Genomic DNA, 21,368 nt, shown 5'->3' with positions numbered 1-21,368 from the left:
GCAACAGCAGCGGAGGCAACGCAAGTGGCAGGCAATAGCACCCAGCAGGCGGGAGCACTGCGCTTCGAGGAATCGGCCCGGCAGGTCGCGGAGAACGCGCGCTTCGTCGCAGGCGGCGTGAACAGCAATTTCCGGCTCGGCATGGCGCCAGGACCGCTGGTGTTCGAGCGCGGCGAGGGCGCCTATCTGATCGACGTCGATGGCAACAGGATCATCGATTATTACTGCGGCATGGGTGCCACCGTGCTCGGCCATTCACCGAAGCCGGTGATCGAGGCGGCACAACGGCAGGCGGAGAAGGGCATCCTCTTCGCCGGCCAGGTGCCGATCGAATACGAGGCGGCGAAGCTGATCTGCGACCGCATCCCTTCGGCGGAGCGGCTGCGCTTCGGCTCATCGGGCTCGGAGGTGGCGCAGGCGGCGATGCGGCTGGCCCGCGCCGCCACCGGACGGCGCACCATCGTCAAGTTCGAGGGGCATTATCACGGCTGGTTCGACAACATCCTGTGGTCGACCGCGCCAGGGCTGAATGCGGCCGGACCGGAGGATGCGCCGACGCCCGTCATCGGCAGCAAGGGCCAGGACCCGGCGGCAGGCGAGGGGCTCTCGATCCTCGGCTGGAACGATCTCGCGGCGCTGGAGAAGCGGCTCGCCAAGGGCGATGTCGCGGCGGTGCTGATGGAGCCGGCGATGTGCAACCAGGGCGCCATCGCCCCCGAGCCCGGCTATCTGGAAGGCGCGCTTGCCGCCTGCCGCAAGCATGGCGCGCTGCTGATCTTCGACGAGGTGATCACCGGGTTCCGGCTCGGCCGGGGCGGAGCGCAGGAGCGCTTCGGCGTGACGCCCGATCTGACCATCATGGCGAAGGCGATCGCCAATGGCTTTCCGGTGGCGGCCATCGCTGGCCGTGCCGAGCTGCTGGACCTTTTTGCGGACGGTGTCTTGCATGGCGGCACTTTCAATGCACAGCCGGTCGCCATGGCGGCGATGGTCGCGACGCAGAAGGCGCTGACACCAGAGCACTACACGCGCAGCTCCGCCCATGGCCAGCGCCTGCAGGACGGAATCCGCGCGATCCTGGCGGAGGAGGGGATCAAGGCGCAGGTCGCCGGCTTCCCGCTGATGTTCCATGTCGCGTTCGGGCTAGATGCGCCGGCGCGGAACTATCGGGACGTGGCCCGCGCGGACAAGGCCGCCTACAGCCGCTTCGCCCACGCGCTGCTCAAGCGCGGCGTGCGGGTGCTGGAGCGCGGCGCCTGGTTCGTGTCGTCGGAGCATGACGATGAGATCGTTGAGCGAACTTTGGACGCGGTCCGGACAGCGGCGCGCGAGGTTGTCTGATCCATCCGCCTGCGAGCCGAGCGGTCACCCGCGATCAACAGCGCATCGACCTTCTCCTCCAGGCACAGATCGATCGTCGCGAGGAACGCTTTCCGTGTAGCGCTCGCGACCAGCTCCGCCAGCTCGGGGTTTCGCAGCGCCAGCGACTTCAGCGGCGCATCGATGTGCAGATCCGCGCAATGAACGAACCGAAAACTGGAAATGACGTTTAGGCTCCCATCCGTCTTGGATTTCCTATCAGACGGCACAATCGGCGCGGGACGTGGTCCGATAGAAGCGCCACCGGGCTTGTCCGCAACAAAATCATCGCAGTCGGCAAACTCTGAGCGGCGTCTGTCGCATGTAATCCGCGGGCTGCCTCAGGCTTGGCAGGATGACATTGGCAATCGCCTAAAGAGGTTGCGCTCACCATGGAGAGCCGAGTTTCGTCAAAGTTGCCAGCGGCGCCTTGTCGTTTCAGAAACCCACGTTGCAAATAAATAGTGATTGGCACCTAGGCGACAATTTGACTTGAGCTGGTCGAAAACATAACTACTGGATCGAGAATCGAATAAGATTCTGCGCATAGCAGCAGTCGGAGTTTGTAATGTCCGAAGCCAACGACGAAATCATCGACCTCGTTGCCCATATCGTATCGGCCTACGTGTCGAGCAACAGTGTTCCGGCTGCGGATCTTCCAATGCTGATCGCCACCACTCATTCGGCGATTGCAGGCTTGGGCAAAGAGCCGGCGGCGCCGACGCCCGCCGTGAAGCCAGCGCCGGCGGTATCGATTAAAAAGTCGATCACGACCGACTTTCTGATCTGCCTCGAGGATGGAAAGAAGTTTAAGTCGCTTAAGCGCCATCTCCGCACTGCCTATGACATGACGCCTGATCAATATCGTGCAAAGTGGGGGTTGCCGCCCGACTATCCGATGGTCGCTCCTGCCTATGCTGAAGCGCGTTCGAACCTGGCAAAGTCGATGGGGCTCGGGCAGCAGCGTCGGAAGCGCCCCCGTGGGAAGGCGGCGTAGCCTTCATATGGCCCGCCGGCCTGAGAGCTGCGGGCCGGTGTCCCGTCTTTGGACTTGAGTGAGACACCTTGAACGTTCTCTTCGATGGCCCGGAGAAGGCGACACACACCATTCTTCTGGCCCACGGGGCGGGCGCTCCGATGGACTCCGGAGCCTTGACGGCTGCCGCCGCGGCGTTAGCCCGCGAGGGCTTTCGTATCGCTCGCTTCGAATTTGACTATATGGCCAGTCGTCGTACGGACGCTGGCCGCAAACCACCCCCGCGAGCTGAAAAGCTTAAGCCGGAGTATCTCGCGGCTGTTGAAAAGATCGGTTCATCGCGATCGCTCATCATTGGCGGCAAGTCGATGGGCGCTCGCGTGGCCAGTATGGTCGCCGACGAACTTTTCGCCACTGGAAAGATCGGTGGCTTGCTCTGCCTCGGCTACCCCTTTCATCCTCCGGCAAAGCCAGAGCAGTTGCGGACCCAGCATCTGGCCGATCTGAAGACGCCGGCGTTGATCATCCAGGGCACGCGCGACGAATTCGGCACACGAGAAGAGGTCGGCGCCTATTCCTTGTCGCCTTCGATCGAGATGGTTTGGCTCGAGGACGGTGATCATGACCTTCGCCCGCGTAAGGCTTCCGGCTTTTCAGCAGCGGGGCATCTGGCAACGATGGCGAAAGCCGCTGCGACCTGGGCAGAAGCAAAGTTGCTCCAGCCGTCGGATGGATAGAGGCGGGGAGGGAATGCTGGCGCACCTGCCTGGCGATCCATTCGCGCTGTGTGAATGCGGAACTGCCGATCGAGGAGGTGCTCGGCCGTTCCTATTCCTGGTGCGTGGCCTGGGCTGCCGAGCTGAAGGAGCTCTTCGCCGCCGATGTCGAGGCCAAGCGGCGGCAGAACGTCCTCGATTACGACGATCTGCTGCTCTACTGGGCGCAGGCCATGACCGATCCGGACATCGCCGCAGATGTCGGCTCGCGCTTCGACCATGTCATGGCAGACGAATATCAGGACACTGGCCGTCAACCCATAAACCGGAAACGACCGAGATGGGTGGTGGTGAGCGGACATCTCCCAGGCCGCCTTCCTGCAGGGTGCGGAGAGCGGTGCGTGCGCTGCTAGCTCTCATGTGCGACCTTCCTCGCATTGCTCATACCAATGAAGGCATTCTCCCAAGGGGCATAATCGTCGGTGGCAGGCGAATGGGCGGTCCTGCCGACATCGGCCGTTTCGCGACCCAAGGACCAGACAGCTCCCTGGATCTTGGCGATACGTCCTTCGCCGACCTTCCTGCTATTGATAAAGAGCGCCGGTACCACTTTCCGGCTCCTCGCCATCCATGTCATTATCCCCGCCATCTACTTCGCGCATTGCTTCCCCCCTGACGCAATGGAGCCGGCGGCTCGAGCGGAGGCTGCATGTCGCTCGTTGATCTCAATGACGTCGTCAAGCACTACGGCCAGCACACGGTCTTGAACGGCGTATCGCTCACCGTCGCGAAGGGCGAGATCGTCGCCATCATCGGCCGCTCGGGCTCGGGCAAGAGCACCCTGCTGCGCTGCGTGGACGGGCTGGAGCCTATCCAGGGCGGCACCATCTCCTTCGACGGCACCGTGATCAACGATCTCGGCATGGACCTGCGCAAGCTGCGCCAGCATGTCGGCATCGTGTTCCAGAGCTTTAATCTCTTCCCGCATCTCAGTGTCGAGGAGAACATCACGCTCGCGCCCAATGTGGTGAAGAGGGTGCCGCTGGCCGAGGCACGACGCCTGGCCGAAACCGTGCTGCAAAAGGTGGGGCAGGCCGAGAAGATCGACGCCTATCCCAACCAGCTCTCCGGTGGTCAGCAGCAATGTGTGGCCATCGCGCGTTCGCTGGCGATGTCGCCGCAACTTATGCTGTTCGACGATCCAGAGCTGGTCGGCGAGGTGCCGAAATTGCTGGAGGAGATGGCGCGCGACGGCATGACCATGATACTGGTGACCCACGAGATCGGCTTCGCCCGCCAGATCGCCGACCGCGTGGCGTTCATGCACCAGGGCAGGATCTGGGAGGAAGGTCCCGCGGCCGCGACACTCGCCCGGCCACGCACGCCCGAGCTGGAGACGTTTCTAAGCGCAGTATCATTGCATTGAGCTCACCGCTGTCAGCGGCAAAATGAACGGGTCGAGCTTCCGTTTAGGGTCGCAAGCGGTAATCCAAACACCCCGTCCATCGGCAAGCCCGAGGAGATCGCCCAGATGGTCGTGTTCCTCGCCTCCGACAATGGCGCGTTTGCTACCGGCGCGACCTTCGCTGTCAACGGAGGAGAGCGCTCGCTCCGCTGGTTTCAAACAGAAATTTGGTATCGTAGCCGCCCTTTAAGGGTTAAAATAACGCCAACGCCTTTGTTCCGGGCGGAGAGGAGGGAATGACGGCTCACGGCGCCAAAGGCCGTTGGAGCTCCCCTCGAGTGGTTCAGAGCTTCCTGCGGCTGGCGTTGCGGACGCCCCTGCTGTCGCGCCGAGGTCTCGCGCCGCGAGCGTGGAACATTGGAGCAAATGCCTCGGAATAAAGGGAGGGCGTCATGCCCGTTGAGATCCCGAGAGATTTCCGCCGCGTGATCATCGCTGCATCGGTGGGCAACGTCATCGAGTGGTATGACTTCTATATCTTCGGCAGCCTGGCCGCTATTCTATCGGTCAAGTTCTTCGAGCAGAGCCATCCGGTCGCGGCATTGCTGAGCACGATCGCCCTGTTTACCGCCGGCTTCCTGATCCGCCCGCTGGGGGCCTTCCTCTTCGGATGGATGGGCGATCGGGTCGGCCGCAAATACACCTTCCTCGTCACGCTCAGCGGAATGGGACTTGGCACGGGCGCGATCGGCTTGATCCCAACCTATGAGTCCATCGGCCTGACCGCCGCATTCGTTCTATTCGGCTTGCGGATGATCCAGGGCCTGTGCCTGGGTGGCGAATATGGCGGCGCCATCACCTATGTCGCCGAGCATGTTCCCGACGAGCGCCGCGGTTACTACACCGGCTGGCTGCAGACGTCCCCGACGCTCGGGATCGTGGTATCGCTCGCCGTGATCATCGCGACCCGCAGCTATGTCGGCGAGGCGGCGTTCAACGCCTGGGCGTGGCGCGTTCCGTTCCTGATCTCCTTCCTGCTGGTCGCCGTCGCCATCTACATCCGCCTCCAGCTCCAGGAAACGCCGATCTTCGAGGAGATCAAGGCCAGGGGGCAGATGACCCGAAATCCCTGGAAGGAAGCCTTCCTCAGCCCCAACATCAAATATGTCGGGATCGCCACCCTCGTGCTGATCGGGCAAGGCGTGGTCTGGTATAGCGGCCAGTTCTGGGCGTTGTACTTCCTGCAGCAGGTTTCCAAGGTGGACCCGCTGACCTCGGCCTATATCGTGGGAGCAGCGCTGCTCATTGCAACGCCGAGCCTGATCTTCTTTGGCTGGCTGTCCGACATCATCGGCCGCAAGCCGGTGATCCTGGGCGGCATGCTACTCGCGGCGCTCACATACTATCCGCTGTATTTGTGGCTGGGAATGGTCACGCAACCCGGCAAGATCAACTATCCCGTCGCGATCTTCATCATCTTCATCCTCGTTTGCTATGTCGGGATGGTGTATGGGCCGGTCGGGGCATTCCTGGCGGAATATTTCCCCGCCAGGATCCGCTACACGTCGGTATCGGTGCCGTATCACATCGGCAATGGCTGGGGTGGCGGATTGGTGCCGTTCATCACCTCGGCGGCTTTCGCTGCGACCGGTAGCATCGGCTCCGCGCTGATCTACCCGATCGCGGTTCCGGCCGTCTGCTTCGTGCTCTGCCTCTTCCTGATGCCGGAAACGCGCAAGATCAGTATCTGGCAACCGCTCGAGCCGACGGCGGCGACCTGACGAGATCGCCCTTATGCGGGGCGCTGCGACCCCGCAGACTTTTGTCATCGTCGCAATGCGGGGCGCGGGCCTCCGAGGCAGCGCTGCCTCCGCGGTGACGGGCACGACCATCATCGCCGGCGCGGCAGGCGAGGAGCGCCGTGCTCAGCGGGCGTCGTGGGCACATATTATGTGAGCAATGTCGCATTCATGAAGAACCGAAGCGGATATGCCTCACCACGCTGACGAACCTCGGAGCGCGCGCGATGACCCCTACCTTTGAGGAGAGGCTTGAGCAGTTCCACCGCGGCGTGCTGGAGCAAACGCGACGCGCCGGCGTCTCGGCCTACATCCTGCACGAGGACGGCAGCGTGCTCCGAATTTCGCCTGATGGGAAAAGGGATCTGATCGTCGCGCAGCACGGCCTTCGGCACGCCCAGCCCGGCGAAGGCGCGGAGCAGCGCCGGTGAATCTCCCCTGCCACCGCAGGATCGGGTTGCGCCGCACCTCCATTTGGGCTCGAAGGGTCGGGAGCTGACCGCCTGATCCACCCCCGCTGAATTGGTCCAACCTGAAGTATGTCTTTTGGCAGCCAGGAGGACCGCGATGCCGAAGAAGCGCGATAAGCCCGAAGCGATCGTCGCGAAGTTGCGACCGGTGGATGTGCTGGTTTTGCAAGGGCAATCTGTGGCCGAGGCGATCCGCTCGATCGGGGTGACGGAGGTGAGCTATTCCCGCTGGCGCCGTGAGTTTGGCGGCCTGAAGGCGGATCAGGGGAGGCGGATGAAGGCGCTTGAGGCCGAGAACGCCCGTCTCCGCCGCGCCGTCGCGGACCTGACGCTCGACAAGCTGATCCTGAAGGAGGCGGCGTCGGGAAACTGGTAAGCCCCGCGCGTCACCGTGCCTGCATCGCCCATGTCCGGTTTGCTCTGAAGGTGTCGGAGCGGCGGGTCTGTCGCGTGCTCGGGCAGCACCGCTCGGCCGGAGGTGGCCAGGCTTGCCCGCGGGCGTTGATGAAAGCGACGACAGCCTGGCCCTCAAGACCTCGGGCGCATTACCAAAGCTGCACACCGAACGCCGTTTCCACACAGCCTCAACCCCTCGCAGGACTTCAGAATTGGCCAGGCCAAGATGTTTAGCGATGGAGAAATGCCGATTTTCCTTCCGGCAATTCGGCTCCGGAATTACCTTCGTCCAAACGTTGACATGGAAGGCGCGGAGCATAACGATCACCATCGCGCTTCATGTGTGATGCATCAAGGTCGGGAGGGAAACCGGCTTCGGTAATCGTGCTCAACGCCCGCAACGCGCATTGGCTATGCCCAGCAGTCGCACAATGAACGGCTCGCCTTTGCACTGCTTATCCGCAGTCGCCGGGACAAGCGCGGGACGCCGGACGAAGTGGGGCAGGTATCTGTCTGATGAGCAGCGGCAAACGCCCGATCTTTGCACGCGGCGATCGCCACCATTCCGATGATGCAGAGGGATTGAGGAGGCTGGAGTGGGTCTTGTTCTCGACGGGGTGCGTCGCGATGTCGGAGCGCAGACACACATTCACGAGACAACGCTGCGGCTCCCTCCGGGCACGATGACTGTGCTGCTCGGTGCCACGCTGGCGGGAAAGACCTCGCTGATGCGGCTGATGGCCGGTCTCGACAGGCCAACTTCGGGGCGCATCCTGGTCAACGAGGGCGGTCGTGAGCGGGATGTGACCGGCTTGCCTGTGCGCGAGCGTTCCGTCGCGATGGTCTACCAGCAGTTCATCAATTACCCGAACCTCAGTGTCTTCGAGAACATCGCCTCCCCGCTCAGGGTGAAAGGGCTGCCCAAGGCTGAGATCGAGGGCAAGGTGCGGGCGATGGCGCGGCTGATGCAGCTCGAGCCCTTTCTGGAGCGCATGCCGCTCAACCTCTCGGGCGGGCAGCAGCAGCGCACCGCGATGGCCCGTGCGCTAATCAAGGGCGCCGACCTTGTCCTGCTCGACGAGCCGCTTGCCAATCTTGACTACAAGCTGCGCGAGGAATTGCGCGAGGAACTGCCGAAGATCGTCCGCATGTCGAACGCGACGGTTGTCTACGCCACCACGGAACCTCAGGAAGCGCTGCTGCTCGGCGACCATACCGCCACGCTCTGGGAGGGCCGGGTGACACAGCACGGGCCGAGCACAGAGGTCTATCGCCGGCCGCAGGATCTGATCACGGCGCGCATCTTCTCCGATCCGCCACTCAATATTCTGCCCGTTACAAAGCGAAACGGGGAGCTCCTCCTGCCTGGTGGCGCGAGCGCCTCCGCGACTGGAGCACTCGCCGGGCTGGCGGACGGAGATTACCAGGTTGGCTTTCGGGCACATCATCTTGGGCTGCGAGCCATGGCCGGGCCGAGTCTGCGCTTCGACGGCACGGTGACGGTGGCTGAGATCACCGGCTCGGAGAGCTTCGTCCATGTCGAGTGCGCCGGGTTTCGCTGGGTGGCGCTTGCACCGGGCGTGCACGAACTGGAGCCGGGCGCGCCGATCACGGTGCACATCAACCCGGCAACCGTCTTCGTGTTTGATCTCAGCGGGGGGCTCGCTCACGCCCCGGCCTTCCTCTCGGCTGCTTGAGGAGACGCTGCATGGCCCGCATCGAGCTCTCCGATCTCGCGCATTCCTACAAGCCGGGTGCCTCGGATCCGGGCGAGTTCGCTCTGAAGCCTATGACACTGACTTGGCGCCAGGGCGGCGCCTACGCTCTGCTCGGCCCCTCCGGCTGCGGCAAGACCACATTGCTCAACATCATCTCCGGTCTTCTCATTCCGTCACATGGCCGCGTGCTGTTCGATGGCCGGGATGTCGCACGCCTGCCAACGGAACAGCGCAACATCGCCCAGGTCTTTCAATTCCCGGTCGTCTACGACACGATGACCGTCTACGAGAATCTCGCCTTCCCGCTGCGGAATCGCCGGATGGAGACCCGAGCGGTCGATCACCGCGTGCGCGAGATCGCGGCGCTTCTGGAACTGACCGGCGAGCTCAACCGCAAGGCAAGAGGGCTCACTGCCGACGCCAAGCAGAAGATCTCGCTCGGTCGCGGTCTCGTGCGCCCTGATGTTGCGGCCATCCTCTTCGACGAGCCTTTGACGGTCATCGATCCGCAACTGAAGTGGGAGTTGCGCTCCAAGCTCAAGGCACTTCACAGGGCGCTCGACGTGACGATGATCTATGTGACGCACGACCAGACCGAGGCTCTGACCTTCGCCGACACTGTGGTTGTGATGCATGACGGGCGCGTCGTGCAGGCCGGGCGGCCGGACGAGTTGTTCGAGAAGCCGGCCCATACCTTCGTCGGCTATTTCATTGGCTCGCCGGGCATGAACGTGATTCCTGCATCGGTCGCGGGCAGCCGCGCCCATGTCGCGGGCGCGGTGATCGAACTGCCACGGAGCTACGACATTCCGTCTGGCAAGCGCATCGAGATCGGGGTCAGGCCCGAATTCGCAACGCTCGCCCGTGCCGGCGAAGGCGTGCCTGTCACGGTCGAGCGCATCGATGATCTCGGCCGCTCCCGGCTGGCACGCCTGCGTCTCGGAGATCACGCAATTGCAGCCAGCGTGCCGGATGAACTCAATGACATCGGCCAGACCGCGGGGCTCATCCTTCAAACCGGTCATGTCCATGTCTATGCCGATGGCGAACGCCTGGACGGGAGGGCTTGATGGATAAGCCCCATGACAACCGCGCCTGGCTATTGGTCCTTCCGGTGCTCGCCATCGTCGCCTTCTCTGCGCTCATCCCGCTGATGACCGTGGTGAACTATTCGGTGCAGGACACCTTCGGCAACAACCAGTTCTTCTGGAACGGCACCGGCTGGTTCAAGGAATTGCTCGACCCTTCGAGCGATCTCGGATCGCGCGTCCTCGCCTCGTTCTGGCGCAACGTTGCCTTCTCGGGGATCATCCTGGCGATCCAGGTGCCGCTCGGGATCGCAGTCGCGCTCGCCATGCCGCGACAGGGCTGGAAGGTCGCGGCAACGCTCGTGCTGATGGCTATGCCGCTGCTGGTGCCCTGGAACGTCGTCGGCACGATCTGGCAGGTCTTCGCCCGCGGCGACATCGGCCTGCTGGGTTATGTCATCAACAGGCTCGGCATCGACTACAACTATGTCGCTGATCCGATGGCGGCCTGGATCACCATCATCATGATGGATGTTTGGCACTGGACGTCGCTTGTCGCGCTGCTTTGCTATGCCGGGCTGAAATCGATCCCCGATGCCTACTATCAGGCTGCGCGCATCGACGGCGCCAGCCGCTGGGCCGTGTTCCGCTTCATCCAGTTGCCCAAGATGCGGCGGGTGCTGATCATCGCCGTGCTGCTGCGCTTCATGGACTCCTTCATGATCTACACCGAGCCCTTCGTGGTCACGGGCGGTGGGCCGGGCAATTCAACGACCTTCCTCTCGATCGAACTGGTGAAGCTGGCGCTCGGCCAGTTCGACCTGGGTAAGGCTGCCGCCATGTCGATCGTCTACAATCTCATCATCCTTGCCGTGTGCTGGGTCTTCTACACGGTCATGACCAATCTCGATGTCGAGCGTCCCCGGGCGCCGGTGAAAGCGTGAGGGCGGATCATGACGACCGACAGTCTCACATCCTCCCTGCCCGACACCAAAACCGCACCCAGAACAGGGATCGGCTCCCGAGTTGACCTCGGTACAGTCGTACTCGGTCTGTATCTTCTCTTCCTCGCGGTGCCTATTTACTGGCTCGTCATCATGAGCTTCAAGACAAATTCCGAGATTACCTCGGGCATGACGCTCTGGCCACAGCAGGTCACCTTCGCCAACTACCGCACTATTTTCACCGATTCATCCTGGTATTCCGGTTACATCAACTCTCTGAGCTACGTGATCCTCAACACGGTGATCTCCATCACCCTGGCGCTGCCAGCAGCCTATGCCTTCTCACGCTATCGCTTCCTCGGCGACAAGCACCTGTTCTTCTGGTTACTTTCGAACCGGATGGCACCGCCGGCGATCTTCGCTCTTCCCTTCTTCAATCTCTATTCGGCGATTGGGCTGTTCGACACGCCGCTCGCCGTTGCATTGGCACATTGCCTGTTCAACGTACCGCTCGCGGTCTGGATCCTTGAAGGCTTCATGTCCGGCGTACCGCGCGAGATTGACGAGACGGCTTATCTCGATGGCTATTCCTTCCCGCGCTTCTTCGCCAAGATCTTCATGCCGATCATCGCCAACGGCATCGGCGTCACCGCCTTCTTCTGTTTCATGTTCTCCTGGGTCGAGCTGCTGCTGGCGCGCACACTGACCACGGTCAACGCCAAGCCGATCGCCGCAACGATGACGCGTACCGTCTCGGCCGCCGGTATGGATTGGGGCCTGCTCGCTGCCGCCGGCGTGCTGACACTGATCCCTGGCGCGCTCGTGATCTGGTTCGTCCGCAACTACATCGCCAAGGGCTTCGCCCTGGGGAGAGTTTAATGCCCGATCTCGCATGGATGGCCTGGACCCCGCAGACCGGCCTGTTCTTCGCCAGCCTGCTTTGCCTGCTTCTGGTGATGACCGCGCTTGCGATCTGGCGGCCGGAGGTCGAGCGCGTTGGCGTGCTCGGTATCCCCACGACACGCGGCGACCGACTCTTCTTGAGCGTGCTCGGCTCGGCCTTCATCCATCTCGCCTGGCTCGGGCTCGCAGGAGGCGAGCTGTGGTGGGCCTCACTTCTCTCGCTTCTCTATGCCGCGGCGGTATTCCGCTTCGTCTGAACGCCCACGGAGGCCGCATTCGAACGACCCACGACCTTCGCAACAAAAAGCCGGCAAGGCTCAAGCAAGAACAGTCATCCAGTGGAGGTAACGATGAAGAAGCAGATGCTAGCCGCTACCGCGCTCAGCCTTGTGCTCGGCGCCGTGCCCGCCTTCGCCGATATGGACGCGGCGCGACGCTGGGTCGACAGCGAGTTCCAGCCCTCGACCCTCACAAAAGACGAACAGCTCAAGGAGATGGAATGGTTCATCAATGCCGCGAAACCCTTCGCCGGCATGGAGATCAATATCGTCTCCGAGACTATCACCACGCATGAATACGAGGCGCGGACGCTGGCACGCGCGTTCAGCGAGATCACCGGCATCAAGGCTAAGCACGACCTGATCCAGGAAGGCGACGTCGTCGAGAAGCTGCAGACGCAGATGCAGTCCGGCCGCAATGTCTACGATGGCTGGATCAACGATTCCGACCTGATCGGCACGCATTTCCGCTACAAGCAGACGACGAACCTGACCGACTGGATGGCGGGGCCGGGCAAAGACGTCACCAACCCGATGCTCGATGTCGACGACTTCATTGGCAAGTCCTTCGGTACCGCGCCCGACGGCAAACTCTACCAGCTCCCTGACCAGCAATTCGCGAACCTCTACTGGTTCCGCTACGACTGGTTCTCCCGCCCAGATCTGAAGGAGAAGTTCAAGGCCAAGTACGGCTACGAGCTCGGTGTGCCGGTCAACTGGTCGGCTTATGAGGACATCGCCGAGTTCTTCTCCAACGACGTCAAGGAAATCGACGGCAACCGGGTCTATGGCCACATGGACTACGGCAAGAAGGACCCTTCGCTCGGCTGGCGCTTCACCGACGCCTGGCTCTCCATGGCCGGCAATGGCGACAAGGGCATCCCGAACGGCAAGCCGGTCGATGAATGGGGCATCCGTATGGAAGGCTGCCGACCCGTCGGCTCCTCGGTCGAGCGCGGCGGCGACACCAACGGCCCGGCCTCGGTCTATGCCGTCCAGAAATATGTCGACTGGCTCAACAAATACGCGCCGCCTCAGGCGCGCGGCATGACCTTCTCGGAATCGGGGCCGGTGCCGGCGCAAGGCGCCATCGCTCAGCAGATATTCTGGTACACCGCCTTCACCGCCGACATGGTCAAGCCCGGACTGCCGGTGGTCAACGCCGACGGCACGCCGAAATGGCGCATGGCACCCTCACCCAAGGGCTCCTATTGGAAGGACGGCATGAAGCTCGGCTACCAAGATGCCGGTTCGCTGACCTTGCTCAACTCGACCCCGATCGAGAAGCGCAAGGCGGCCTGGCTCTACCTGCAGTTCATCGTCTCGAAGTCGGTCAGCCTGAAGAAGAGCCATGTCGGCCTGACCTTCATCCGCGAGAGCGACATCTGGGACAAGAGCTTCACCGAGCGAGCACCCAAGCTCGGCGGGCTGATCGAATTCTACCGCTCGCCGGCGCGTGTGCAGTGGACTCCGACCGGCAACAACGTGCCGGACTATCCCCGCCTCGCTCAGCTCTGGTGGCAGAATATTGGCGACGCCTCATCCGGGACCAAGACCGCGCAGGCGGCGATGGATTCGCTCGCCGCCGCCCAGGATTCCGTACTCGAACGACTCGAACGCTCCGGCGTCCAGGGCGAATGCGGCCCGAAACTGAACCCAAAGCAGACTGCACAGGCCTGGTTCGCCAAGTCGAAGGCCGATGGCAATATCGCGCCGCAGCCCAAGCTCACCAATGAGAAGCCGAAGGGCGAGACGATCGATTACGACACGCTAATCAAGTCCTGGCCGGCGACCCCGCCCAAGAAGAATTGAGGCGTCACTTCGCAAGGAAAGACGGGCGGGCGGGTGAGAACCACCCGCCCGCTGTCACGCTGCGTCGATACGCTTCCGGATTTCGCCCTGATTTTATCCCAAGGCGTCACAAACACCGACCTTATCGAAGCGTTTCCCGCTCCAGGTTGCCGGCCTCAAGCGCTACGCCCTCAACCGGGTCGGCAAGACTGCGGATGCCGAGCGCGATCGCCTCGACCTCGGACGCAATGCGCTCCAGGCAAACAGTCCCCGCCTCGTCGACGATGCACACCGACGACGAGCGAAGACCAACATCGACACCCACGTAATGCGCCATCATCATCTCAGGGAGCTTGCCTCCAACTCGGAGATAAGCCCGATTACGAATGCTTTCGGGCAAAGAGCCAGAGTCCGGTTGTGGCGCACTGCAGCATCGACGTGAGAAGCTAGGGCCCGTCGGCGCCGGGTTTCGACCTCCCGTCTGCTTACGGCCACTCGCTCGGGTAAAAAAGCGGGAGAGTGAGTGAACAATCTCACTGGGCGGCTGGGCTCGACGAGGAAGCGGCGCGATCGGCAATAGCCCCCTCGGGATTCGTGCCGACCTCAGCTGTGGTCATGTATTGTCGCGAGACTGATCCATGATCTGGCAGGGTCTCCCGCAATGCCGGGCACGGATGGATCTCATATGGCACCTGACGCGAGCACGACTCCTCGGCACGGCACCACCGGTCTGCGCCAATTTCTGGATCTTGAGCAGCAGCGCGATTGGATAGAGGGCAAGACCGATTTGCGCGACGCCGACGAGCGCTCGGAGTCCCTCGAACTACGGTTCAAGTACGTAACGCGATTTCAAAAGCTGCTTCGTCGCCCGCAGGCACAAGAAGTTCTGGAGATTCTCAGGCTCTACAGCCAAAACTGCATCCCCATCCCGCGCAAGAGCGAACGTCACTACTGGTCGGTTTCCTGTCTGCCGTCGACATCCGACAAGCCGCTCGTCCGCGTTAATGCGAGCTGGATGGAGCTTTTCACACTCTATGCGGACGGCGAGGGCATCCGTGCGCGATTCTTGGTGCATCTTTCGGATTTCACCACGGACCGTTCGCCCGAACAGGGCCATGTGGACCAACCTTTTCTCGATCACTGCGTCACGACGCCAGAAGACGTCAGCTATTTCTTCCCGCGCGGCGCAGATATGTTTGGCATCAATGTCCGGAGCTCCAGCTCGATCCACAGTTTCCTTGCGGCTCGCCGCGTCCTAGGTGCCATTCGGACTTTCAATCTGACGCACATGAACCGGGGTCGGAACGCCTACCAGGCGAGTCACTGCTACAGCCTGGCGGATTGCATGCTGGCAGGTTGAGTGGCTCTCTAGAGCACGCGCCGATCAGATTGCACCGCAATCTAATCGGATCACGCGTTCTCTATCAATAGTTTAGAGACGGATTCACCGATCCGGTTGATTCAACCTGATCGGATCCGGCTCTAATGGCCGCCAGCAACCAATCTTCGCCTTTGGGCAGTTCACAGAAAGCGGCCTTATTCAGCCGGGCGAGGTTGCGGCTGCGTTCCAGATTTCGAGCGAAGAGCTCGCCCGGACCGTGGGCCTTGTCGTCCGGGTGCAATCGCATTGACGAACGGCACGGAACCTCCAGGCGCCACCTCCGATCCCCGTCGGCTGGTGACTGCCCGCGGCTTGAGAGCGAGCAGATGACATGGTGATGGCGCCAAACAAGAGCAGTTGCGGCACCGCGCGATAGGATGTCAGGCCTGCTGGGCGCGGGGCCAGGGCACGATCTGTCCCGCCATGACGACGCGATCACGTCCCCCGTTCTTCGCAGAATACAGAGCCCGGTCGGCTGCCTCGATCAGCGAGGAGGGGCTCGAGACTATCCCCGGATTCGGCCAGCAGGTCGCGCCGCCCACGCTGGCCGTGACACGCCAAGGGGAGGAACGGCCGTCGGAGGTGGATTCGAGCTCGCGGATCGCCTCGCAAATCCTCATTCCGATCTGCTCGCACCCGTTCGCATCCGTGTTCGGCAGCAACATCGCGAATTCTTCCCCGCCGTAGCGGGCGGCGAGGTCGGCTGGCCGCGCGCCATGTTTGGCGATGATGCCGGCGACGGCTCGCAGGCAGCTATCGCCTTCCTGGTGCCCGTGTTGATCGTTGAGCTGCTTGAAATGGTCGATATCGATGATCAAAAGCGATAGGGGAGTGCTTTCCCGTCGCGCCCTGGTCCATTCCTGATCGAGACGCTCGTCGAAACACCGCCGGTTGGCCAGGCCGGTGAGGCCATCCGACGCGGCCAGGACCACGAGCTTCGCTTGCAGGTCCTTGTGCTCGGTCATGTCCCGGGACAGCGCGACGACGCCATCGATGGCTCCGGTATCCGGATGTCTGGTGACGCGAAGCGCCGTCTCGATCCAGATCTCGGGCTTCTCCCGATGACGGTTGCGATAAAGGATTTTTGCTTCTTCGATTTCGCCGCGCTGCAAGGCCGCGATCGTCTGCTGGACACGGGCCAGATCGTCTCGATGGACGCCTGCCAGCGCCGACCTACCAACGAGTTGGTCCGGACTCCAGCCCAGGACGCGCGCGGCGGACGGCGAGGCATAGCGGACGAACTCGCCGGCATCGATCCGGGTGACCATATCGCTCGATTCTTCAGCAAGCAGCCGGAAGTCAGCCTCCTTGGCAGCAAGGGCAGCCGCCATCCGTTGCCGCATGAGAAGTTGCCGCACCAGATTCAGTCCGATGAGGCCGATCAAGAGGGTCAGTCCGAGGACGAACCCGACGCGAGCGAGGGCGCGCTGGCGCCAGCCGACAAGCACGTCTTCCTTGGCCAGGGCTGCGAGCACGATGACGGGAAAGCGCTCGCTGACCCGGTAAACGCTTAGCCTTTGGCGGCCGTCGAGAGGGGACGTGAAGTCATAGGCCCCCGTCCTGGAGCGCGAGATTTGCTCCGCGATGAGGCGTGTTTGCGACATATCTCGTCCGACGTAGCTGCCGTCGTCGGGACTGCGGGCGAGCAGGGTGCCGGCGGTACTGAGCAGCGCGACGGCCCCGTGCGGGCCAATATCGAACTGCCGATAGAATTCAGCAAAATAGGCCGCATCGATCGATGCCAATACCACTCCGGCAAATGTCCCGTCAGGGTGATTGAAGCGGCGTGAGATGGTGATGATCCATTGTCCGCCTACCCGGCTCTTGACGGGTCGGCCCAGCAGGACGCGGCCATCATCGACATCGCGATGATGTTGGAAATAGGTCCTGTCGCTATTGTTGAGACCGGAGTGGTCGACGCTCTCCGTCGTTGCGAGCCAACGGCCGGTTTCGTCATAGACGAAAAGTCCGCGTATCCGACCGAGAGTTAGCTTTCGCAGGTCGAGGAAGCGTTGAATCCCGGCAATGGCCGCGGCATCGGTCCCGTTCGCCTCCAGTCGACCTGCAAGTCCAGTCAGCGTCGCATCCGCCAGCTCAATCGTATCCTCGACATGCTGCGTCAGTGAGCGCGCGAGGTTCGCCATGTCGACCTCGGCATTTTGCAAGATGTCCGAGCGGCTGGCCCATTCTCGCCAGGCACTAAGGGCGAGAATGGCGACACAGACGAGTCCCACGAAGCCAGCGGCCCACAGCGGCAGCAACGTCCCCCCTGAGCGATTGCTGTCGCTAAGTGCCATGGAGAACGGATTTCGGGGAATCATTGAACATGGTGATAACGCGAGCAGCCCGATCCTTGCGGCTCTGTCGAGACGTCGTCAGGCCGCATGGCGTCATCGTAACACAGCACCGGGCGCGTGACTGCCCGGCCAATCGCGCCCGACGCGTGCCGCCTGCGCGGCATGACATCCGTCCTCCTCGAGGCTCAGCATGCCCTAAAAATGGCACGCCATCCGGACCAGTTTCTAGGGTCAGGACCAGGTCGAAGGCTTGGGTTGCGAAGGCGCTCGGGTCAAGCTTCCGAACGTGGTGTGAGGCCTGTCTTCGTTCCGTTCAGTCGTCGGGAATCCTCGGCCGTCAATGCGTCGTGGTGGCTATCACCGCCTTACGGAGGCGATCAGTTGTGGAGCCGTTTCCTGATCTCGGCGAACATGGGATCCTCTGGCCCAAGACCTATCAGACGGTCCACCAGTTGAAGCGCACTCTTCAAATCGCCGTCTCGCAGCGCCTTCTGCAACAGCGCGGTCGCGATGTCGACATCGGCCGGATTGCGCTTGAGGGCCGCCTCCAGCACACGCTTCGCCTCGGCGTCGCGGCCATCCGGCTCACGAGCTCGCACGACGCTTTGCCTCTGTCGCCTTGTTAACCGTCTTGGTTATTGATGTGTGAATATAGGTCGGAAACCGTCAATTTGCCTGATTGACATGCGGCAATTTTTACAACAAATGACGTAGGGTTATTCTATTTAAAGAATGGATACCTAAGAAAATTCAACATTCAAGGTCGAATCTGTCGCCTGAGCGGAAATGCCGATGGGCGGACTTACTGAGCGGCCTTTGCGGAATGCGGCGTTAACCAGCGGGCTGCCGGATGTGCCGGCGAGCGTGGGGGATAAGAATGTCAACTTTTGTTCTCGGTGGGGCAGTTTCCAACCAGTCGGCTCAAGGGGCACTGTCGTCGCAGTACACCAACTGGGTTGAAAGTCAGGTCCAAAGCGCGGCAGACGCAATCGCCTACAAATGGTTCCACGACACGGGCGATCTCGATACCGCGATCGCAATCCGCGACGCGCTGCAGCACGGCGAGTTTTCCGTCAACGACCTCTTCCTGGCCGCCAATGCGAAGTCCACCTTTGGCGCCCATGCCGACCTAGCCGGCCAGCCGGATCCGAAGCTCGTGGTGGCCGGTCAGACCATCGATATTTCGGATCTGTTCAGCGGCACTGAGGTGACGCAGTGGACGTCTGGCAACGCCAAAAATGTCCAGTATCACGCCCGTGAGTACTTCACGAGCTTCGATGCCGGCACCGCGCCGGAAGGCTGGGATCATCCGCCGAAGCCCAATCAGGCGCCGACGGCAACGGCCGTCCATGTCGACGCGGCCGAGACGCTTTCGCAGTACGATACAACCCATCACATCACGAATCTCGGCGAGGATCTCAAGGTCGTCCAGTTGATCAACGGCGTCGCCAGCGATCCGGACGGAGACGCGCTGAACATCGTGACCGGCAGCGTGGTCGTTAACGGCGGTGGCGGGCTGCCGTCCTACATCAAGGTGGTGGGAAACACCCTTACGATCGATCAGAATGACCGTGCGCTCGACGAGCTGCTGAAGGGTGACGTGAAGGAGATCAAGCTCTCCTATCAGATTACCGACGGAATCAACGCGCCGATCACCAACACGGTGACGATCGATATCACCGGCACGGAGGATCAATTCAACAAGACCGGGGACGGTTCTGTCTCGCAAACGCACCTTCGCTCGGATTCGACCACCGGCGGCGGAAACATCAATGGAAACGTGTTGTCATTCAGCAATCCGGTGCCAAGCGACGCAATCGAGTTCCATTTCAGCGGAACGCTTACCGCGCAGCAGACGGGCCTGGCGGGCAATCAGAAGGTCAACGTGGCCGATGCCACGCCCACGGACTGGGGGGCTGGTGCCATCAACCTTACAGCAGACCACCCGTCGGACACGGTCACTCTGTCTGGGACGGCTTTGAATGACCTGCAAGTGAACTACAACGTCGGCTTCAACACCGGTGACGCGACCGACGCGGTGAAGGTCACCCTCGATTACCACTACGACTATTGGTACGTGGCCTAGTCGACCCGCAGCAGACTTCAAAGGGGCGCGTCTGCGCCCCTTTACATCACGCGCACCCCCGTGATCACGGGCGGTCCGGAGGCGGCGCAAGCCAGTTATAGCGTGAGCGGCACACCAAAATCCGACGAGTTGAATACGGCTTTTGCGGCCTGCCGCCGGTACTTCGTGACAGCGGCGCTATTCAGCCTTGCGATCAACATCCTCTATCTGGCCTCGCCGCTCTACATGCTGCAGGTCTATGACCGCGTGATCAACAGCCGCAGCGAAGTGACGCTGGTAATGCTGACCGTCGTCCTGGTTCTCGCGCTGGCAGCGTTGGCATTGCTCGACATGGTGCGCGCGCGAATCCTGTCCCGCGCCGGAGTCCGCCTCGACAGTCTACTGGCTGGACGGATCGTCAGTGCGACCTTCGATGGAACGTTGCGGCGCGGACCCGCACGATATCCACCGCTGCGGGACTTTGATACGTTCCGGCAATTTGTTACCGGGCCTGGCATTCATGCGGTGTTCGACCTGCCCTGGGCACCGATCTACATTTTCGTGATCTTCCTGCTCCATCCTTATCTCGGCCTCTTTGCACTCGGCTGTGCGATTGTTCTGGTCGGCACCACTCTGGCCAATGAGTGGCTTGTTCGTCAGCCGACGACGGATGCGAGCGAGGCAGCTTCGCGCAGCTACAATTTTACCGAAGCCAGCTTGCGCAACGCGGAAGTGGTACAGGCGATGGGCATGCTGCCCGGCCTTCTGCGGCGCTGGCGGCGAGATCGAAACCGAATGATCGACCGCCAGCAGGTTGCGAGCGATCGCTCGTCGGCGGCGTCGAGCCTGATCCGCTTCCTGCGCTTGGCGATGCAATCCCTCATCCTCGGGGTGGGCGCCTATCTCGTGATTGAACGCCTGACGACGAGCGGCGCGATGTTTGCTGCCTCGATCATGCTCGGGCGGGCTTTGCAGCCGGTTGAACAACTGGTTGGCTCCTGGCGCAGCCTCATCTCGGCGCGCGGCGCCTACGATCGTATCAGAACCGTTCTTTCGAGCAGCCCACCGGCGGAGGAGAGCTTGAATTTGCCCCGGCCGGAAGGGCATCTAGCTCTGGAAGCCGTAAGCTTCGCTCTGCCGGGCGCGAGCAGGCCACTTTTGCGCGGGATCACGTTTCATCTCGAGGCCGGCAAAGTCCTTGGTGTCGTCGGTCCATCGGGGGCCGGAAAGTCCACGCTCGCACGGCTGATCATCGGGGTGACGACGCCGTCGGTCGGGGTGGTACGTCTGGATGGTGCAGATGTATCTGCCTGGCCGCGCGCTTCGCTTGGACTTCACCTCGGCTACCTGCCGCAAGACATCGAGCTTTTCGCCGATACGGTTGCTGCAAACATCAGCCGTTTCCGGCGCGAGGAGGACATCCAGATCATTGAGGCGGCCAAGCTCGCGGGTGTTCATGAGATCATCCTGCGCTTGCCAAAGGGCTACGACACCAACGTCGGCGAGGGCGGAGCGGTCCTTTCCGGGGGCGTACGCCAACGCATTGCCTTGGCGCGGGCCGTTTACGGCAATCCCAGTCTCGTTTTGCTCGATGAACCCAGCTCCAATCTGGACGCTGATGGCGATGCAGCCCTTTTGGCGTGCATTACGGAATTGAAGAACCGTGGGACGACGGTTGTCATGGTGACTCACCGGCCAAATACTCTCACCGTCGTCGACAGTCTGCTCGTGCTGAAAGACGGCATGATCGAGGTCATGGGCCCGCGACATGAGGTGATGGCCCGGGTAGTGCGCCCCGTTCGGCCGGCGGCGTTGCTGAATGTCGGGGAGCTGGGTGCGTGA

At 62.1% G+C, this 21,368-nt stretch carries 18 protein-coding genes and 3 pseudogenes; 18 read left to right on the top strand and 3 right to left on the bottom strand.

The window, feature by feature from the left end:
• Positions 1 to 24: 24 nt before the first annotated feature.
• The 15 genes and pseudogenes from FQV39_RS05755 to FQV39_RS05680 all read left to right on the top strand — a co-directional run bounded on the left by FQV39_RS05755 (position 25) and on the right by FQV39_RS05680 (position 13,804).
• Positions 25 to 1,341, top strand: a complete 1,317-nt coding sequence (locus tag FQV39_RS05755) for an aspartate aminotransferase family protein (RefSeq protein WP_248313263.1) — start codon at positions 25 to 27, stop codon at positions 1,339 to 1,341.
• 586 nt (positions 1,342 to 1,927) lie between these two features.
• A complete protein-coding gene (locus FQV39_RS05745; RefSeq protein WP_149129415.1) occupies positions 1,928 to 2,356 on the top strand; it encodes a Ros/MucR family transcriptional regulator in 429 nt (142 codons plus the stop codon).
• Between the two features lie 68 nt (positions 2,357 to 2,424).
• Positions 2,425 to 3,072, top strand: a complete 648-nt coding sequence (locus FQV39_RS05740) for an alpha/beta hydrolase family protein (protein WP_149129414.1) — start codon at positions 2,425 to 2,427, stop codon at positions 3,070 to 3,072.
• A gap of 23 nt (positions 3,073 to 3,095) precedes the next feature.
• A pseudogene (locus FQV39_RS33625) lies at positions 3,096 to 3,365 on the top strand (UvrD-helicase domain-containing protein); the annotation flags it as partial.
• Positions 3,366 to 3,760: 395 nt separating this feature from the next.
• Positions 3,761 to 4,477 (top strand): amino acid ABC transporter ATP-binding protein, encoded by a 717-nt coding sequence (locus tag FQV39_RS05730; protein ID WP_149129412.1) that lies wholly within the window; start codon positions 3,761 to 3,763, stop codon positions 4,475 to 4,477.
• Between the two features lie 78 nt (positions 4,478 to 4,555).
• Positions 4,556 to 4,654, top strand: a pseudogene (locus tag FQV39_RS33620) (SDR family oxidoreductase); the annotation flags it as partial.
• Positions 4,655 to 4,908: 254 nt separating this feature from the next.
• Positions 4,909 to 6,237, top strand: a complete 1,329-nt coding sequence (locus FQV39_RS05720) for an MFS transporter (RefSeq protein ID WP_149129410.1) — start codon at positions 4,909 to 4,911, stop codon at positions 6,235 to 6,237.
• Positions 6,238 to 6,482: 245 nt separating this feature from the next.
• Positions 6,483 to 6,686, top strand: a complete 204-nt coding sequence (locus tag FQV39_RS05715; RefSeq protein WP_149129409.1) for a hypothetical protein — start codon at positions 6,483 to 6,485, stop codon at positions 6,684 to 6,686.
• A gap of 136 nt (positions 6,687 to 6,822) precedes the next feature.
• Positions 6,823 to 7,196 (top strand): annotated as a pseudogene (locus tag FQV39_RS05710) (transposase); the annotation flags it as partial.
• A gap of 521 nt (positions 7,197 to 7,717) precedes the next feature.
• Complete coding sequence (locus FQV39_RS05705) at positions 7,718 to 8,818, top strand: ABC transporter ATP-binding protein (protein WP_149129408.1); 1,101 nt, start codon at positions 7,718 to 7,720, stop codon at positions 8,816 to 8,818.
• Positions 8,819 to 8,829: 11 nt separating this feature from the next.
• Positions 8,830 to 9,909 (top strand): ABC transporter ATP-binding protein, encoded by a 1,080-nt coding sequence (locus tag FQV39_RS05700; RefSeq protein ID WP_149129407.1) that lies wholly within the window; start codon positions 8,830 to 8,832, stop codon positions 9,907 to 9,909.
• Positions 9,909 to 10,811: a carbohydrate ABC transporter permease gene (locus tag FQV39_RS05695; protein ID WP_149129406.1), complete on the top strand. Its 903-nt coding sequence runs from the start codon at positions 9,909 to 9,911 to the stop codon at positions 10,809 to 10,811. Before FQV39_RS05700 ends, FQV39_RS05695 begins: the two co-directional genes overlap by 1 nt.
• Before the next feature lie 9 nt (positions 10,812 to 10,820).
• Positions 10,821 to 11,690: a carbohydrate ABC transporter permease gene (locus tag FQV39_RS05690; protein WP_149129405.1), complete on the top strand. Its 870-nt coding sequence runs from the start codon at positions 10,821 to 10,823 to the stop codon at positions 11,688 to 11,690.
• Positions 11,690 to 11,971, top strand: a complete 282-nt coding sequence (locus FQV39_RS05685; protein ID WP_149129404.1) for a DUF2160 domain-containing protein — start codon at positions 11,690 to 11,692, stop codon at positions 11,969 to 11,971. Before FQV39_RS05690 ends, FQV39_RS05685 begins: the two co-directional genes overlap by 1 nt.
• 93 nt (positions 11,972 to 12,064) lie before the next feature.
• Positions 12,065 to 13,804, top strand: a complete 1,740-nt coding sequence (locus tag FQV39_RS05680) for an ABC transporter substrate-binding protein (RefSeq protein ID WP_149129403.1) — start codon at positions 12,065 to 12,067, stop codon at positions 13,802 to 13,804.
• 121 nt (positions 13,805 to 13,925) lie between these two features.
• Here the strand turns inward: FQV39_RS05680 and FQV39_RS05675 are convergent, their stop codons facing one another.
• A complete protein-coding gene (locus tag FQV39_RS05675) occupies positions 13,926 to 14,126 on the bottom strand; it encodes a hypothetical protein (protein WP_149129402.1) in 201 nt (66 codons plus the stop codon).
• A gap of 342 nt (positions 14,127 to 14,468) precedes the next feature.
• On the opposite strand from FQV39_RS05675, the gene FQV39_RS05670 reads away from it, so the two are divergent.
• A complete protein-coding gene (locus FQV39_RS05670) occupies positions 14,469 to 15,143 on the top strand; it encodes a hypothetical protein (RefSeq protein WP_149129401.1) in 675 nt (224 codons plus the stop codon).
• A 401-nt stretch (positions 15,144 to 15,544) separates the two neighbouring features.
• On the opposite strand, the gene FQV39_RS05665 is transcribed toward FQV39_RS05670, so the two are convergent.
• Both FQV39_RS05665 and FQV39_RS05660 read right to left on the bottom strand, forming a co-directional pair.
• Positions 15,545 to 17,461 (bottom strand): diguanylate cyclase domain-containing protein, encoded by a 1,917-nt coding sequence (locus tag FQV39_RS05665; RefSeq protein ID WP_149129400.1) that lies wholly within the window; start codon positions 17,459 to 17,461, stop codon positions 15,545 to 15,547.
• 377 nt (positions 17,462 to 17,838) lie between these two features.
• Positions 17,839 to 18,060 carry a tetratricopeptide repeat protein gene (locus FQV39_RS05660; RefSeq protein ID WP_149129399.1) on the bottom strand — a complete coding sequence of 74 codons (222 nt, stop codon included), beginning with the start codon at positions 18,058 to 18,060 and terminating at the stop codon, positions 17,839 to 17,841.
• A gap of 278 nt (positions 18,061 to 18,338) precedes the next feature.
• Between FQV39_RS05660 and FQV39_RS05655 the strand changes: the two genes are divergently transcribed.
• The gene (locus FQV39_RS05655) at positions 18,339 to 19,547 is read left to right on the top strand and encodes a hypothetical protein (RefSeq protein ID WP_149129398.1); all 1,209 of its coding nucleotides are present in this window, start codon (positions 18,339 to 18,341) and stop codon (positions 19,545 to 19,547) included.
• Positions 19,548 to 19,607: 60 nt separating this feature from the next.
• Positions 19,608 to 21,368 carry a type I secretion system permease/ATPase gene (locus tag FQV39_RS05650; protein ID WP_472840625.1) on the top strand — a complete coding sequence of 587 codons (1,761 nt, stop codon included), beginning with the start codon at positions 19,608 to 19,610 and terminating at the stop codon, positions 21,366 to 21,368.

Source organism: Bosea sp. F3-2, from assembly GCF_008253865.1.
Taxonomy (GTDB): Bacteria; Pseudomonadota; Alphaproteobacteria; order Rhizobiales; family Beijerinckiaceae; genus Allobosea.
Note: the sequence above shows the minus strand (reverse complement) of the source record. Positions and strands in the feature narration are given on the sequence as shown.